Source organism: Erythrobacter sp. HA7-11 (assembly GCF_055693605.1).
This window is the reverse complement of the sequence record NZ_JBVFUF010000002.1, coordinates 2,708,849-2,725,094: the sequence shown is the minus strand read 5'-3', so window position 1 is coordinate 2,725,094 and position 16,246 is coordinate 2,708,849. Positions and strand designations below refer to the sequence as shown.

At 56.5% G+C, this 16,246-nt stretch carries 13 protein-coding genes and 1 pseudogene; 8 read left to right on the top strand and 6 right to left on the bottom strand.

Annotated features, from left to right (window positions below):
• Positions 1-83: 83 nt before the first annotated feature.
• From hisS to metK, 7 genes and pseudogenes are all read left to right on the top strand, one after another.
• Positions 84-1,053, top strand: a pseudogene (gene hisS / locus ACZ1GU_RS13945) (histidine--tRNA ligase); the annotation flags it as partial.
• Positions 1,054-1,089: 36 nt separating this feature from the next.
• Positions 1,090-1,332: a hypothetical protein gene (locus ACZ1GU_RS13940; protein ID WP_472648802.1), complete on the top strand. Its 243-nt coding sequence runs from the start codon at positions 1,090-1,092 to the stop codon at positions 1,330-1,332.
• The gene (gene prfA, locus ACZ1GU_RS13935; protein WP_472648555.1) at positions 1,332-2,399 is read left to right on the top strand and encodes a peptide chain release factor 1; all 1,068 of its coding nucleotides are present in this window, start codon (positions 1,332-1,334) and stop codon (positions 2,397-2,399) included. The genes ACZ1GU_RS13940 and prfA overlap by 1 nt, the downstream gene beginning before the upstream one ends.
• Positions 2,396-3,235: a peptide chain release factor N(5)-glutamine methyltransferase gene (prmC, locus tag ACZ1GU_RS13930; protein ID WP_472648554.1), complete on the top strand. Its 840-nt coding sequence runs from the start codon at positions 2,396-2,398 to the stop codon at positions 3,233-3,235. Before prfA ends, prmC begins: the two co-directional genes overlap by 4 nt.
• Before the next feature lie 211 nt (positions 3,236-3,446).
• Complete coding sequence (locus ACZ1GU_RS13925; RefSeq protein WP_472648553.1) at positions 3,447-4,067, top strand: DUF4167 domain-containing protein; 621 nt, start codon at positions 3,447-3,449, stop codon at positions 4,065-4,067.
• A 40-nt stretch (positions 4,068-4,107) separates the two neighbouring features.
• Positions 4,108-5,718 carry an apolipoprotein N-acyltransferase gene (gene lnt, locus ACZ1GU_RS13920; RefSeq protein ID WP_472648552.1) on the top strand — a complete coding sequence of 537 codons (1,611 nt, stop codon included), beginning with the start codon at positions 4,108-4,110 and terminating at the stop codon, positions 5,716-5,718.
• 58 nt (positions 5,719-5,776) lie between these two features.
• On the top strand, positions 5,777-6,994 hold the full coding sequence (gene metK, locus ACZ1GU_RS13915) for a methionine adenosyltransferase (RefSeq protein WP_472648551.1): 1,218 nt from the start codon (positions 5,777-5,779) through the stop codon (positions 6,992-6,994).
• Positions 6,995-6,998: 4 nt separating this feature from the next.
• Here the strand turns inward: metK and ACZ1GU_RS13910 are convergent, their stop codons facing one another.
• From ACZ1GU_RS13910 to ACZ1GU_RS13895, 4 genes are all read right to left on the bottom strand, one after another.
• On the bottom strand, positions 6,999-7,658 hold the full coding sequence (locus ACZ1GU_RS13910; RefSeq protein ID WP_472648550.1) for a CoA transferase subunit B: 660 nt from the start codon (positions 7,656-7,658) through the stop codon (positions 6,999-7,001).
• An 11-nt stretch (positions 7,659-7,669) separates the two neighbouring features.
• Complete coding sequence (locus ACZ1GU_RS13905) at positions 7,670-8,521, bottom strand: hypothetical protein (protein ID WP_472648549.1); 852 nt, start codon at positions 8,519-8,521, stop codon at positions 7,670-7,672.
• A gap of 11 nt (positions 8,522-8,532) precedes the next feature.
• Complete coding sequence (locus tag ACZ1GU_RS13900) at positions 8,533-9,255, bottom strand: CoA transferase subunit A (protein ID WP_472648548.1); 723 nt, start codon at positions 9,253-9,255, stop codon at positions 8,533-8,535.
• Between the two features lie 210 nt (positions 9,256-9,465).
• Complete coding sequence (locus tag ACZ1GU_RS13895) at positions 9,466-9,714, bottom strand: hypothetical protein (RefSeq protein ID WP_472648547.1); 249 nt, start codon at positions 9,712-9,714, stop codon at positions 9,466-9,468.
• Between the two features lie 56 nt (positions 9,715-9,770).
• On the opposite strand from ACZ1GU_RS13895, the gene ACZ1GU_RS13890 reads away from it, so the two are divergent.
• Positions 9,771-12,077 carry a CDC48 family AAA ATPase gene (locus ACZ1GU_RS13890; RefSeq protein ID WP_472648546.1) on the top strand — a complete coding sequence of 769 codons (2,307 nt, stop codon included), beginning with the start codon at positions 9,771-9,773 and terminating at the stop codon, positions 12,075-12,077.
• A gap of 6 nt (positions 12,078-12,083) precedes the next feature.
• On the opposite strand, the gene ACZ1GU_RS13885 is transcribed toward ACZ1GU_RS13890, so the two are convergent.
• On the bottom strand, positions 12,084-13,172 hold the full coding sequence (locus ACZ1GU_RS13885) for a mechanosensitive ion channel family protein (protein WP_472648545.1): 1,089 nt from the start codon (positions 13,170-13,172) through the stop codon (positions 12,084-12,086).
• Between the two features lie 63 nt (positions 13,173-13,235).
• A complete protein-coding gene (gene polA, locus ACZ1GU_RS13880; RefSeq protein ID WP_472648544.1) occupies positions 13,236-16,079 on the bottom strand; it encodes a DNA polymerase I in 2,844 nt (947 codons plus the stop codon).
• Positions 16,080-16,246: the final 167 nt, after the last annotated feature.

Sequence of the window (16,246 nt, the reverse complement as noted above, 5' to 3'; positions counted from 1 at the left end):
GCCCCTCTCCCTGAGCTCGGGTGCCCCCTAGCGCTGCGGCTCTATTGCGGCAAGATGCAGTTGGCCCTAATCGGCGCTGAGATATGTCAAAAAACATTCCCAAAGCCATTCGCGGCACGCAGGACATTTTCGGCGCCGATGCGGAAGCCTTCGCATTCGTGGTCGAGACTTTTGAACGGGTGCGCAAGCTGTACCGCTTTCGCCGGGTCGAGATGCCTGTGCTTGAAATGACGGAAGTCTTCGCTCGCTCTATTGGCGAGACGACCGATGTCGTCGGCAAAGAAATGTACTCGTTTGAGGACCGAGGTCGCGACAATGTGACGATGCGTCCAGAGTTTACCGCAGGTATTGCAAGAGCTTATCTCACCAACGGCTGGATGCAATACGCGCCAGTCAGGCTCGCGACGCATGGCCCTCTGTTTCGGTTCGAACGTCCTCAGAAAGGACGCTATCGCCAATTCCATCAGATTGATGCAGAGATAATCGGCGCAGCCGAGCCTCAGGCTGATGTTGAGCTCCTGGCGATGGCGGACCAGCTTTTGAACGAGTTGGGCATTGAGGGTGTTATTCTGTATCTCAATACGTTGGGTGATGGCTCCAGCCGTGAGGCATGGCGAGCGGCGTTGATTGACTATTTCAGCGCGGTGAAAGGCGATCTGAGCGAGGACAGCCAGGAGCGGCTGAAGAAGAACCCGCTGCGGATTTTGGACAGCAAGGATCGACGCGATAAGCCATTCCTCGCTGATGCGCCCAAAATCGACCAGTTTTTATCCGATGAAGCCGGACAATTCTTCGAAAGCGTGACGAGCGGACTCGATGCTGCTGGAGTCAAATGGACGCGGGCCGAAGCGCTCGTGCGCGGACTAGACTATTATCGCCACACGGCGTTCGAGTTCATTCCTGATGAAGGATCGGCAGCTGCCAATGCGTTGGGCTCACAGAGCACCGTGCTTGGTGGTGGTCGCTACGATGGGTTGATGGAAAGCCTCGGAGGTCAAGCAACGCCTGCGGTTGGTTGGGCGGTACGGGATCGAACGACTGGCGATGTTGGTGGGGGAGCGTCAAGAGCCCATCGCCGATGCGGTCGTTGTGCTTGAGAACGAGCAGCTTATGCTCGAAGCGGTGCAACTTGTCGGCGAGCTGCGAAATGCCGGGTTTACTACGGAATTGTTCGCAAGCGGTTCCCCTAGGAAGCGTTTCGATAAGGCCAAGAAGCTCCCGTCGCATGCGATCGTATCGTTCCCAGTCACCGATGCTGGCGTCTCCGTCAGGGTGATGGGCGACGGTGGTAACATTGCGCAAGCGATCGAAGAATTAGTGAAAGCGGACTGATGCAAATCCCCGCTGAACGCCTTGACCAGATCGCCAATCGCTTCGCCGAACTCGAAGCGCGCATGGCTTCGGGCACGCTCGAAGGCGACGAGTTCGTTAAGGCAAGCCGCGACTATGCCGAGCTCGAACCGGTCGCAAAGATCGCTGCCAAAGTCAAAAGCATGCGGGCCGAGATCGAAAGTCTCGAAGAGATGCTTGCCGATCCGGAAATGAAGGCGATGGCTGAGGAAGAGCTCGGAGCAATTCGCGAGGCTTTGCCAGACAAAGAACGCGCACTTGCCGTCGCTCTGCTGCCGCGTGACGCTGCCGACGGCAAACCGGCTATGCTCGAAATTCGCGCAGGGACTGGCGGCGACGAAGCGGCACTCTTCGCAGGCGATCTCTACCGCATGTATGAGCGTTTCGCCGCGGAGAACGGCTGGAAGGTGGAGCCCGTCAGCATGAGCGCTTCCGAAGTGGGAGGTTTCAAGGAAATCGTTGCCAATGTCACTGGCTCGGGTGTGTTTGCGCGACTCAAGTTCGAAAGCGGCGTGCACCGCGTGCAGCGTGTGCCCGAAACGGAAAGCGGCGGGCGCATCCACACGTCGGCAGCGACCGTGGCTGTGCTGCCCGAGCCCGATGATGTGGATATTCAAATCGATCCAGGCGACCTCAAAATCGACACCTATCGCGCTAGCGGCGCAGGCGGTCAGCACGTAAACACAACCGATAGCGCGATCCGCATCACACACGAGCCGAGCGGCATTGTGGTGACCTGTCAAGACGGTCGCAGCCAACACAAGAATCGCGAAAAGGCGATGCAGGTCCTGCGCGCACGCTTATTCGAGAAAACGCGCGATGAAGCGCAGGGCGCAGAAGCCGAAGCCCGCAAGGCGATGGTCGGTTCAGGTGACCGCTCGGAGCGCATTCGCACTTATAACTTCCCTCAGGGGCGAGTGACTGATCACCGCATCGGGCTCACCTTGCACAAATTGCCGGAGATCATTGCCGGACCTGGCCTTGGCGAATTGGTCGATGCTCTGATTGCCGAAGATGAAGGCAAGCGCCTCGCCGCACTTTCCGAATGACCGTTGCAGACGCGATCCGCGCAGCGGCTGAACGGATTGACAAAACGAGCGATACGGCACGATTGGACGCCGAATTGCTAATGGCGCACGCACTTGGCGCCAGCCGCTCAGAGATGCTTCTGCACCATATGAAAGACGAGACGCCGAGCGATTTCGCCGCGATGGTCGAGCGTCGTGCAACAAGCGAGCCGGTCGCCTACATCACAGGCGCGCAGGAATTCTATGGCCGCGAATTCGCAGTAACCTGCGATGTCTTGATCCCGCGCGCCGACAGCGAAACGATCATTGAGGCAGCCTTAGCTGAGAAGACGCCAGCCGAGCGCGTCCTTGACCTCGGTACGGGCAGCGGGGCGCTACTTTTGACCTATTTGGCTGAAACGCAGGCAGTTGGTGTGGGCGTTGATCGGTCCCCTGCAGCAATCAGCGTCGCCAATGACAATGCAAAGCGACTGAATCTCTCCAACCGAGCACAAGTCATTCTCGCTGACTGGAATGAGCCGGGTTGGGCAGACGATCTTGGACTGTTCGACCTGATCCTTTGCAATCCGCCCTACGTAGAGACGGACGCCGAGTTAGACCGCGATGTGCGCGATTTTGAGCCGCATTCCGCCTTGTTTGCGGGGCCAGAAGGTCTCGCCGATTACGAAGTGCTGATTCCCCAGATATGTGCTTCTTTAGAACCTGAAGGCATTGCGGTTTTTGAAATTGGCTCAGCGCAAGCAGGCTCGGTGAATGCTATCGCACAGGCCGCTGGTTTTGAAGCAGAACTGCACCGCGATTTGGGCAATCGCCCCCGAGCAGTGGTGCTTCGACGCAACAGCGCGGAAGTTGACTAAAATTCAAGAGGGCTTGGCAAACGCGTCCAGTCTCGCTACCCCCGAATCAGGTCACCGATCGGCAAGGACTGCAAATCGCTTGGCCCAGCTCCAAATTATCGCTTGGATTTGCCGTGTGGCTAGCCCTCGGCTTGTGCAGCGCGGGGCGCGTCGAAGAGATTTCGACGCAGGTGAAGAGGGGTCATTGGACCGCCAATAAGGATGATACTCCTTGAACAACAATCGTAACAACCGCCGCCGTGGCCGCGGCAATCGCAATCAGGGCGGGGGCAACCAGCTCAACCGGATTGACAGCAGAGCGCGCGGAAACGCGCCGCAGCTGCTCGATAAGTACAAAAAGCTTGCACAGGATGCGCAGCATAACGGCGATCGTGTCCAGGCCGAATATTATCTGCAGTTTGCTGATCACTATCATCGCGTGATTGCTGATAATAAGGCTCGTCAGGACGAGGCGCGAGCGAAGCGTCAGGAAGAGCGCAATGCGTCAGGCAATGATGGCGACGACAACGACGATGGCGACAATCGCCGTCGCGGCCGTCGGAATCGGCGCGACGAACAGGCAGACGTCCAATCTGCTGAAGGTGAACGCGGCAACGAAGTTGAGGCCGTGGATGCCCAAGAGGGCGGCAACGACGACGAACAGCCAAAGCGTCGCGCTCGCAAGCCTCGCGGTGAAGGTCGCAGCCCTTCTCGCAGCACGAAGAAATCCGGCAACGGTAAGGCCGCAGCTGATGATGCAGGCGAAATTGATGCATCTGTTCTTCCTCCGGCTATTGGAGCCGACGATGCGTCGAGCGAAGATGGCGGCGACAATCTGGAGCAGGTGAACTAGAAGCTGCTGCAGTAGGCTCACCGGCGACAGGGCACCTCAGATGCGCGAAAAGCTGATTTCGCTCTTGAAAGCTGCCCGTCGCCATCCAAACTGGTCATCGCTTTTTCTAGGGGCTGTCGCAGCGTTAGGTTTCCCTCCGCTGGGGTGGTGGCCTCTATCGCTGGCGGCTTTGGCCGCCTTCATCATTTTGCTTTGGCGCGCACCGAGTTGGCGCGCCTCTGCCGGAATGGGTTGGCTGTTTGGCTGGGCCCATCTCACTCTCGCGAATAATTGGATTGCGACTGCATTCACATACCAATCCGAAATGCCGCAATTCTTGGGCTGGCTCGCTGTACCCTTGCTGTGCATTTATCTCGCGGTCTATCCAGCTCTAGCTGCGGTTCTGGCCTATTTTGCGAAACGAAAAGCCGGAGTTCTCACAACTGGTGTCTTCTTTGCCGCGGCATGGATAGTCACTGAGTGGCTGCGCAGCTGGGTGTTCACCGGCTATCCTTGGCCGCCGCTGGGCTTGACGCTCCTAGGCGATTGGAGCCGCCCAGGAATCGCGATCCTTCTACCGTGGGTTGGTACTTATGCACTGTCAGGCTTTTCGATCCTGATTGCGACACTGTTGGGTGCTGCGGCCATGCATCGTAAGTGGATTACACTGGCCGCCACAGCTCTTGTAACGAGCGCTGGGATGCTTTTCCCTTTCTCGAGTGTGGTGGAGCAGCAGGACAGTGATGTCGCTTACGCGCTCATACAACCGCTAATCCCGCAAACTGAGATCAATGATCCGACCAAGTTCGAGGAGCAATTCGAACGTATCGCCCGGCTTACCCTGCCAGGGCGTGAGCAATCGCGATTGGTCCTTTGGCCCGAAAGCGCGGTGCCCGATTATCTCGAGGATGGTTACCCTCAGCGCTACTATGATCGCATGACCGCTGCCGGTGATCCGGAATTCGCAAGAAGGCGCATCGGCTCAGTTATCGGCCCGCAGTCCTCGCTGCTCGCAGGGGTTGTGAATCTTGGTCTGGAAGAGCGGAACGGATTTGTCAGAGCCGTGAGTGCTCGCAATTCAGTGATATTTTTGGCTGGCGAGGGCGTCATTAAGGACCAGTATGCGAAGGCGCATCTTGTCCCCTACGGTGAGTATCTGCCTATGCGCGGCATTCTCGAACCGCTCGGCTTGTCGCGCCTTGTTGCTGGCTCGATTGACTATCTGCCCGGCCCGGGTCCGCGAACGCTCGATCTCGGAGTGCATGGTCGAGCAGGGATCCAAATCTGCTATGAGATCGTGTTTTCCGGCCAGACCGTCGATCGTGATGATCGACCTGACTACATCTTTAACCCATCGAATGATGGCTGGTTCGGCACATGGGGGCCGCCGCAGCACCTTGCCCAATCGCGCTTGCGCGCCATTGAGGAAGGTCTACCAGTCCTACGTTCAACAACCACCGGGATCAGCGCTGTTATCGATGCTGACGGTATTGTGCGACACTCGATCGCATCTGGAGAGGCTGGGAGGGTCGATGGCTTCGTGCCGTCGGCAAAGTCTCCCACGCTTTTCGCCAAGCTCGGCAATGCGCTTCCACTTGTCTGGGCTGCAATTTTGGCGCTGTTTGCAATTGCTTTGCCGAGATTGGTTGCGCGCGCCTCGGGCTCTCGCTAGGGCATTCGATAGACATAAAGATTTCCTTATATCTCCCTTCATGAGCAATTGAGGCCACATGCGAAGCGAATATCTGTTCACGTCCGAAAGCGTATCTGAAGGACATCCAGACAAGGTCTCTGACCAGATTTCCGACGCGATTGTCGATCTGTTCCTCTCTAAAGATCCCGAAGCGCGGGTTGCATGTGAGACGCTCACCACGACGCAACGTGTAATCCTGGCCGGCGAGATCCGCGCGAAGGGCATTTACGAGAACGGACAGTGGGCCGATGGCGCCCTCGATGAGATCGAACAGACAGTTCGCAGCACCGTCAAGGAAATCGGTTACGAGCAATCGGGGTTTCATCACGAGACACTGGCGCTCGAAAATCACCTCCATGGTCAATCAGCAGAAATTGCGATGGGCGTAGATGCGGGTGAGGCTGGCTCTAACAAGGATGAAGGCGCTGGCGACCAAGGCATCATGTTCGGTTTCGCATGCGATGAGACGCCTGATCTCATGCCGGCCACGCTCGATTATAGCCACAAGATCCTTCAGCGGCTCGCCGCTGACCGCAAGTCTGGAGCTGCTCCGTTTCTGGAACCGGACGCAAAGAGCCAAGTGACCTTGCGGTACAAGGACGGAAAGCCCGTCGCGTGCACGGCCCTCGTTGTCTCGACCCAGCATGCGCCGGGATACGACGAGGGCGAAAAAGAGGCGCAGCTCAAGTCCTATGTTCACGAAGCCGTCAGCGACATTCTTCCTGCGGGCTTCTTGAGCGATGAGACCGAGTGGCACATCAACCCAACGGGCGCGTTCGAAATTGGCGGTCCGGACGGCGACGCGGGCCTGACAGGCCGCAAAATTATCGTCGACACCTATGGCGGCGCGAGCCCTCATGGTGGCGGCGCTTTCAGCGGCAAGGATCCTACCAAGGTTGACCGCAGTGCAGCCTATATCACTCGCTATCTTGCCAAGAACATTGTCGCTGCTGGGCTCGCCAGTCGCTGCACGATCCAGCTTGCCTATGCGATCGGCGTCTCTAGGCCGCTATCTCTCTATGTCGATACATACGGAACCGGCACTGTTTCCGACGACCGCATTGAAGCTGCAATCAAAAGTATCGATGCACTGGGTGGACTGACGCCGCGTGCGATCCGCACGCATCTGGGCCTCAACAAGCCGATCTATCTAAAGAGCGCGGCCTATGGGCACTTTGGCCGTGAGCCAGAGGGTGATTTCTTCCCGTGGGAGCGCACCGATCTGGTTGAAGTGTTGAAGGCAGCGCTGGCTTAAAGTTCTAGCTCAAGGCGACCTCATAGGCGGCAGACGTCTTCGCCGCGACTTCTGCTTCAGTCACACCGGGCGCGAGTTCGATCAGTCGAAACGGGCTGTTGTGGTCGGCGCGGTGGAACACGCCCAAATTGGTGATGATCATATCGACCACATTCGTGCCAGTGAGCGGCAAAGTGCATTCAGGGATGAACTTCGGATCACCTGCCTTGCTGTTGTGATCCATCACCACGATGATCTTCTTGACGCCGGCGACCAGATCCATCGCCCCGCCCATGCCTTTGATCATTTTACCGGGGATCATCCAGTTGGCGATATCACCGTTTTGCGCGACTTCCATTGCTCCCAAGACAGTCAAGTCGATGTGACCACCACGAATCATCGAAAAGCTGGTCGCACTGTCAAAATACGCTGAATGCGGTAGTTCGCTGATCGTTTGCTTGCCGGCGTTGATTAGATCGGGGTCGACTTCGTCATCAAAAGGAAAGGGGCCAATACCCAACATGCCGTTCTCGCTTTGCAGAGTGACGCGCATCCCTTCAGGAATGTGATTGGCAACCAGTGTTGGAATCCCAATCCCGAGGTTGACGTAATAGCCATCCTTTAGCTCCTTCGCGGCGCGCGCGGCCATTTCATCTCGGGTCCAGCCTGTTTGTTTGTCTGACATTGAAGCGTCTTTCAGTTCTGAGTGAGGGCGTTTGGTGTTATAAACCAACCATTGTTGATGATGGATTCAAGCGCGAAAGCCGAATTTGGCTCCAGCAGATATTCGTACAATTCGTCAAAGTCTTCGCGTGAGCCGCCTGCGATAGCTATGATGCAATTCTGCGCGGCGAGTTCCTTGCGGCGGGTTTGTTTGCGATCAGCCTTATAACGCATGAGCAGCAGTTCATCAGATGCTTCTGGGTCCAGGCCTGTCTCAGTCAGAGACTTACGAAGTGCGCCCGCTTCGCTCGCATTCGTTCCTGAAATCCAGACTATTTTGACGCCAATATCGCGCAATTGTCGGAGGCCGATTGCGAGCGATGGGTTTGGCAGCGCCGGTTGGTCACGCCCAGCAAGATTGTTATCAGGATCGAGATCAATCAGCACGACGGGATCTTTGCCCACACATTTCTCGCGAACACCGTCGAGTGAACTGGGGTTGGACAAAACGGCAGAAACAATCGGTTTGGCGTCTGTGATGTCATCAGGGCCAGTCGCAGAGACACTATTCAAAGCATATGAAATCAAGGGCCAGTAAGGGTTTGAGTTGGGGGCGGGCATCAGGCCGACAGCCACAGCTTGGCCGTTAAAGGACTGCGCGGCTTGGCCTGATTGGCTCAAATCTCCTGATGACGACGGAAGCACATCGACCGTCTCGTTCAAAAGTTCGCCAGTGCTCTCTTGGTTATCTTGCTGCTTGCGGTTGTTGCTATCGTTTAAGACATCGCGGGTTGCCAAGACGCCGCCGGTTACAACTGGCAGAGCAGCCAGTGCGCAACCATTCAGCATTGTTGCAAGCACAAGCAGAGCAGCGAACCGTCTCATGTCTCAACTAACTAAGCATTCTCTCGTTCGCGAGTGGTCCTGAATTCGATCTGTTTTTCATATGGTGCACCCACGATCAGCCGCTGGACAAAAACGCCGGGCAGATGGATCTGATCTGGATCGAGCTCTCCGACGGGAACGATCTCCTCAACCTCGACCACGCAAACCTTCCCGCAAGTCGCGGCGGGTTGATTGAAATTGCGAGCCGTCTTGCGAAACACAAGATTGCCTGTCTCGTCCGCTTTCCATGCCTTGACGATCGACAAGTCGGCAAAGATGCCCTGCTCGAGGATATAGGTCTCTTCGATGCCATCTCTCGACACAAATTTTTTATGCTCTTTGCCTTCAGCGACCTGAGTTCCCACCCCGGTTTTAGTATAGAATCCGGGGATTCCCGCGCCACCAGCACGCATCCGTTCCGCCAAAGTGCCTTGCGGACAAAATTCCACTTCGAGTTCCCCGGCCAAGAACTGGCGCTCGAATTCCTTGTTCTCGCCAACGTAGGAGCTGATCATCTTTTTGACCTGCTTGGTGCGCAGCAGTTTGCCGATTCCTTCATTGTCAATGCCAGCGTTGTTGCTCGCAAAGGTCAAACCAGTCACGCCGCTATCACGAATGGCGTCGAGCAAGCGTTCTGGCAGACCGCATAAGCCAAATCCGCCGGAGGCGATTAGCATGTCATCAGACAGAATTCCATCGAGGGCGGCGGAGGCGTCTGGGTAGAGTTTGCTCATGTCGGGTCCTGAACACTTGAGTGTGGTGGCTGCAATGCCGCCTCATTACTGAGTCAAAGTGCAGGTGTCACGTTCGACTTCGATGCTAGTTTTCGCACCTGCGAAGATCAAAATGGCTGCGCTCGGTCTTTGTGCTGCAGCGCAACATAACTCTCGCACAACAGGTTTGATGCGCCAATCGCAACTAATAAATATAAATAAAGCAGAAGTTTAGGTGAATTTAGTAAGCTGTTGCAGAATTCGCAACTCCAGATGAGCCTTTCGCACTTGCACAATGACGTCTACAAGGGCATTTGTTGTGCATGCCTTAAAGGCATCCTCTCCCAAACTATTCAGCCCGGCCTTCGTGCCGGGCTTTTTCTTTATGGCGAACATCTCATGGTGCGCCATTCTGGTGCGCCATTCTGGTGCGGCAGCAACACCCATCCAAATCCAAAACTGAATTTGCATTGTGTTCATGGGGTTCCTAGCTATCGCTCTTATCATAAAGCGTGACGGCTTAGAGAGGAAAATTCATGGCAGATGCCGATCAGGCTTCCACGACACGAACAGCTAGGTTGCAAGTTGCACCAGCTCGCCAAGAGGAATCGGGCCAAGGCATAGCGCGCATGCCACGGTCCGCCTTCCAGACCCTCGGAATTACTGAAGGTGATGTCGTGGAGATCGTCGGCAAGCGCAGCACAGCCGCTATCGCGATGGCTGCTTACAGCGAGGATGACACGCTCGATGTCGTCCGCCTTGATGGCTTGCAGCGCGGTAATGCCGATACAGGATCTGGTGAGCACGTCGAAGTATCTGTCGCAGAATCGCGCCCGGCTACGCGCGTCGTATTTGCGCCAGCCCAGCCTGAAATGCGCCTGCAGGGGCCAACACAGGCCCTCAAGCGGAATTTCTTCAAGCGCCCGTTGGTTGCAGGAGACTTAGTCGCAACAACCGGCCAGCAGCCAGTTCAGAACATGCCATCAGATGTTCGGCAATTGCTACGCGCGCCCGCTTACGCGCTCACGCAAATCCGGCTCTCGGTCGCTTCGACTGCGCCAAAAGGCATCGTGCACATCGACGAGAATACCGAGGTTGAGCTTCGTACCGAGTACGAAGAACCTCGCGATGCGCGTGCCGGTGTCAATTATGACGATGTTGGCGGCATGGGCGAAACCATTCAGCAATTGCGCGAAATGGTTGAGCTGCCGCTCCGCTATCCCGAACTCTTCACACGTCTTGGCGTCGATCCACCCAAAGGTGTATTGCTTCATGGCCCTCCCGGAACCGGCAAGACCCGGCTCGCACAGGCCGTAGCGAACGAATCGGACGCAGAATTCTTCACCATCAATGGACCGGAAATCATGGGCTCGGGTTATGGTGAGAGCGAAAAGCGGCTGCGCGAAGTCTTCGAGGAAGCAACCCGCGCTGCTCCAGCGATTGTGTTCATCGACGAAATCGACTCGATCGCGCCAAAACGCCAAAGCGTGCCTGGTGAGGCGGAAAAGCGGTTGGTCGCCCAATTGCTCACCCTGATGGATGGGTTGGAGGCAAGGGCGAATCTCGTCGTGATCGCTGCCACCAACCGCCCCGATGCGATTGATGAGGCGCTTCGACGCCCTGGCAGGTTTGACCGTGAAATCGTGATCGGAGTTCCAGATGAAACGGGACGCCGCGAGATCCTGTCGATCCATATGCGCGGGATGCCATTGGAAGAAGGCGTCGACATTAAAGAACTGGCGCGCGTCACTCACGGGTTTGTCGGTGCAGATATTGCTGCGCTAGCGCGTGAAGCTGCCATTGATGCTGTTCGCCGTATCATGCCGAAGCTGGATCTCGATGAGCGCACGGTTCCGCCAGAAGTGCTCGAAGATCTCTGCGTAACTCGCGAAGACTTTCTCGGGGCGCTCAAACGCATTCAGCCAAGCGCAATGCGCGAAGTCATGGTGCAGGTGCCCAATGTCGCGTGGAGAGACATTGGCGGTGTTGGCGATGCCATCGAGAAGCTGCAAGAAGGAATCGAGCTTCCGCTCAAGAACCCTGATGCGTTCCGGCGCTTGGGTATCAGACCGGCAAAGGGATTCCTTCTCTATGGTCCGCCAGGAACCGGCAAAACCTTGCTGGCAAAAGCAGTGGCGAAAGAGGCTGAAGCCAACTTCATTTCGATGAAGAGCTCAGACCTTTTGTCCAAATGGTACGGCGAAAGCGAGCAGCAGATTGCGCGCATGTTCGCTCGAGCGCGCTCGGTCGCGCCATGCGTGGTCTTCATTGACGAGATCGACAGTCTTGTTCCGGCTCGCGGTTCGGGCCAGGGCGAGCCACAAGTCACGGGCCGGGTTGTGAACACCATCCTTGCCGAAATGGACGGCATGGAAGAGCTACAATCGGTCGTCGTTATCGGCGCAACCAATAGGCCGACGTTGGTCGATCCAGCTTTGCTAAGGCCCGGACGGTTTGACGAGCTTGTATATGTCGGCACCCCCGACAAAGCGGGCCGTCAGCACATTCTTGAAATTCACACCGGCGCTATGCCACTTGCTGACGACGTTGATCTCGGCGATGTGGCGGGGAAAACCGAGCGGTTCACCGGAGCTGACCTAGAAGATGTCGTTCGGCGCGCTGGTCTCAACGCCCTCAAGCGCCTTGGCGGTGATGTCGATAAAGTAGCTGCGATAGATTTTGAGGAAGCTTTAAAAGACTCGCGCGCAACCGTCACCACCAAGATGGAGGCCGAGTATCGCAAGATGCGCGGCGAGCTGAAAAAGCGGGCTGCAGAGGTTAATCCGATCGGGTTCTTGCAACCTGAAAAGCTGGAACCCACGAGGGCGAAGAAGCACAGCTAACGGGCCTTAAGGCGCGGCTGCCTCTCCTGCTTTGGGGTGGCCGCCCGGCACCTCTAGCCGATGCCGAATCAGCGCATCGGGCATGTTGATCCGCAACCAATCGAGCATATGCTCCCGGGTCTCGCATCGAAGCGTCCACAGCTCGCCGATCGTGGCCGCGCTCATCGACATACGCAATTCGACGCTTTCCGGATAGGCTTCGGTCATGAGCATCGCAACGGTGCGTCCATCATGCAGCTCGTGCGATGTGACAAAGCGTTCAAACTCCGCTCTGATTGGCGCAATCTCTGTGGCGGGATCGAGATGTAGGAAGACGGGCCCCGTTAGCATCTCGCTGCGGCGCGACCAGTTTTCAAAGCTTTCATCGAGGAACCGGCTGGTCGGCACGATAACTGCCCGTTCATCCCAAGTGCGCACCTTGACGAAACTCATGTGAATCTCTTCGACGCGGTCGGTTTCACCATCCACCCTCACCATATCGCCAAGCCGCATTGGTTCAGTCAGTGCCACTTGCAGACCAGCAATAAGCGATTTGAGTGCAGGTTGGGCGGCGGCACCAACGGCTAGAGCAGCGAGACCTGCAGACGCAAGAAGCGTCGTGCCGATTGCCTGAACCGACGGAATGCTGAACAGCATGAGTCCGACAGTGATGATTATGATCGCAAAAGTAGCAGTGCGAGAAAGCACAGCGATCCGCGTGCGGCGGCTGCGCATCGCAACCGGATCACCATGGGCCTCCATCCTCAGCTCGAGGACTGCGGTCAAAGCCTTCACAAAGTTGTAGGCGATCCAACCGAGTAGTGCTGGCCGAAGGAATTGCGCGAGCGGCTCCCAAAAGCGGCCGAGTTCAGGGTCTGCCTGAGCTGCCAATGTCACCCCGATCGCGAGAAACGACCATTTGATGGGCAACCTGATACGTTCGACAATGAGCTCATCGACCTGGGTTTCCGACATTTTGGTCAATCGGCCCACGATTGCGAAAACAATCCGGTACAGAAGGTAGGCGAGCAAAAGGCCGACAGATAGGACGATAAGCGCGGTCAGAACCGCGCTCCAGTCAATACTCCACATGGCAGGGTTCAACGTGTCAGGCATGTCTAGTCGCTTGCTTTTCAAAATAGGCGCTTTGATCGCCTGTTGATTTCCAAATTCTCTGGATCAATGCGCGGCATCCCAAGAAGTGCCCGTCCCGATTTCAATGTCCAGCGGGACATCAATCTCGACAGCGGGAAGGGCGGCTTCCGACATAACTGTTTTGATAACTTCGCTCGCCTGCTCGACATCGTCTTCGGGCAATTCAAACACCAGTTCATCGTGAACTTGCAGGAGCATGCGCACATCAGGAAGCCCAGCGTCTTTCAGTGCAGGGAGCATGCGTACCATCGCCCGCTTGATGATATCGGCACTGGTTCCTTGGATCGGGGCATTGATTGCAGCGCGCTCAGAGCCTTGGCGCTCCGCCTGGTTTTTCGACTTGATCCGCGGAAACCAAGTTTTGCGTCCGAACAGTGTCTCGGAATAGCCGCGTTCGCGCACTGTATCGAGCGTCTCGTGGATGTAGCGCTGGATGCCGGGAAAGCGCTTGAAGTAGGTATCTATCATCGCTTGTGCTTCGTCGGGCTCAACTTCAAGACGGCCTGCTAATCCCCAGCGCGAAATGCCATAGAGGATAGCGAAATTGATCGTCTTCGCCTGCGCACGAGTGTCGCGATCGACCTTGCCGAACATCTCTTTCGCGGTGCGAGCGTGGATGTCTTCGCCATTGGCGAAGGCTTCTTTGAGCGTCTCGACATCCGCCATATGCGCGGCCAGCCGCAGTTCGATCTGCGAATAGTCAGCCGCGAGTAGGACATTGCCGGCCTCGGGCACGAAGGCTTCTCGGATTTGCCTGCCGATAGGCGTCCGGATTGGAATGTTTTGCAGGTTTGGATCGGTCGAGGACAGCCGTCCTGTTTGCGCGCCAGAAAGGCTGTAGCTGGTATGGACCCGGCCAGTGTTCGGATTGATCTGCGATTGGAGAGCGTCAGTGTAGGTAGACTTCAGCTTCGACAGATGCCGCCATTCGAGCACCTTTTTGGCGATTGGTGCGCCTTCTCCGCCCAGTTTTTCGAGTGTGGATTGATCGGTCGAATATTGCCCGCTTTTGCCTTTCTTGCCGCCCTTTAACCCCATCTTGTCGAACAGGATTTCACCAAGCTGCTTGGGGCTGCCGACGGAAAACTCCTGCCCGGCTAGCTCATGGATTTCTCCTTCGAGCGCTGCGGTGGTGGTCGCAAATTCTTCTGACAATTTCGCAAGCCGGGCGCGGTCGACTTTGATGCCTTCGCGTTCCATTCCCGCGACCACTTTGATAAGAGGCCGATCAACGCGTTCATAGATGCGCGTGCCGCCTTCTTCAGCGAGGCGGGGCTTTAGATGTTGGTAAAGCCGCCATGTGACGTCAGCATCCTCGGCGGCATATTCAGTCGCTCGATCAAGCGGAACTTCGCCAAAAGGGATCTGCTTCTTGCCGGTTCCGCAGACGTCCTTAAACGCTAGTGTGGTGTGGCCAAGGTGACGCTCGGACAACTCGTCCATCCCGTGGCCGCCACCAATTCCTTCGCCGCGACCCGCATCGAGATCAAAGCTCATCACCATCGTATCTTCGATCGGGCTGACATCCAGATCGTAGCGGGCAAGCACGTTGAGGTCATACTTGCCGTTCTGGAAGATCTTGGTAACCGCATCGCTTTCGAGCATCGGTTTCAAGGCGGCTAGAGCGGCGCTGAGCTCTACTTGATCAGGCTTTTCGGCCAGCAAATCAGTACCGCCATGCGCTAGTGGGATATAGCACGCATCGTTTGGACCAAGCGCGAGGCTGATCCCGACCAAGTCAGCTTGCATGGCATCGAGTGACGATGTTTCTGTGTCGACGGCCACTTCTCGCGCGGCAATTGCGCGCTCGATCCAATGCTCGAGCCGTCCCATCGTCTGCACCGTCTCGTAGGCGGTGCGATCAAGTTTCGGCATTTTGGGGATCGGTTGGCGGTTGCCTTCGACGCCGCCCTCATCGCTAGCTTTGTCGGCTTTGGCTGGATGGAGATTGTTTGCGCGTTCAGGGCTGCCCGTGCCCGCCCCGAGCCGCTTGAGCAGAGATGTGAAGCCGTGCTTCTCAAGAAACGCCGCGAGTGGTTCGGGCGGGATAGCCGTCAGCTCCATCTCTTCAATCGGCTGCGGCAACTCGCAATCCTCTTTCAGAGTGACCAAGATCCGGCTCAATTCCGCATCTTCCCGACCTTCGAGCAGACGTTCCTTGAGCTTAGACTTTTTCATATCGGGCGCAGAATCAAGCGCTGCGGTAAGCGACCCGTGTTCTGAAATCAGCTTGCTCGCAGTTTTGGGGCCAACGCCAAAAATGCCAGGAATGTTGTCGACGCTATCGCCCATCAGTGCGAGGACATCACCAACCAATTCGGGTTTGACCCCAAACTTTTCTTCGACCTCGTCAATGTAGATGCGCGCGCTCTTCATCGTGTCGAGCATGTCAATGCGACCGGTTCCATTGGCGCCGTCCTTCTCGCCGACCAGCTGCATCAGATCCTTGTCGGATGAGACGATGGTAACGTTCCAGCCTTTATCTTGTGCGGCCCGTGCATAAGAGGCTATGAGGTCATCTGCCTCTAAGCCTTGTTCTTCGATACACGGCAGGCTGAAGGCCCGGGTCGCATCGCGTATCAGCGGGAATTGCGGTCGCAAATCGTCCGGTGGCTCGGGACGATTTGCCTTATATTCGCGGTAAATCTCGTTGCGAAAACTCTTTGAGTCCTTGTCGAGAATGACCGCAAGGTGAGTTGGGCCGTCCGCCTGATCGAGATCATCCGCGAGCTTCCAAAGCATCGTGGTGTAGCCATAGACCGCGCCAACAGGTGTGCCTTCTGGATCGGTCAGTGGAGGCAGCCTGTGATAAGCCCTAAAAATATAAGAAGAACCATCGACGAGATAGAGATGCTGTTTATCGGCCATGACTGCTGCTAGCAGCGTCGCGCGCGCCTGGTAAGACGATATGCTGACAGGGCCAAAACCTCTGGGGAAACCTCGCTCGATTGCGGCAATGCGTTGGAAAAATGCGGCTCGAAAAAGGCAAAAAAGGCAATTAGGGCTTGCGCTGCCACAAAATTGCCATTATTTCT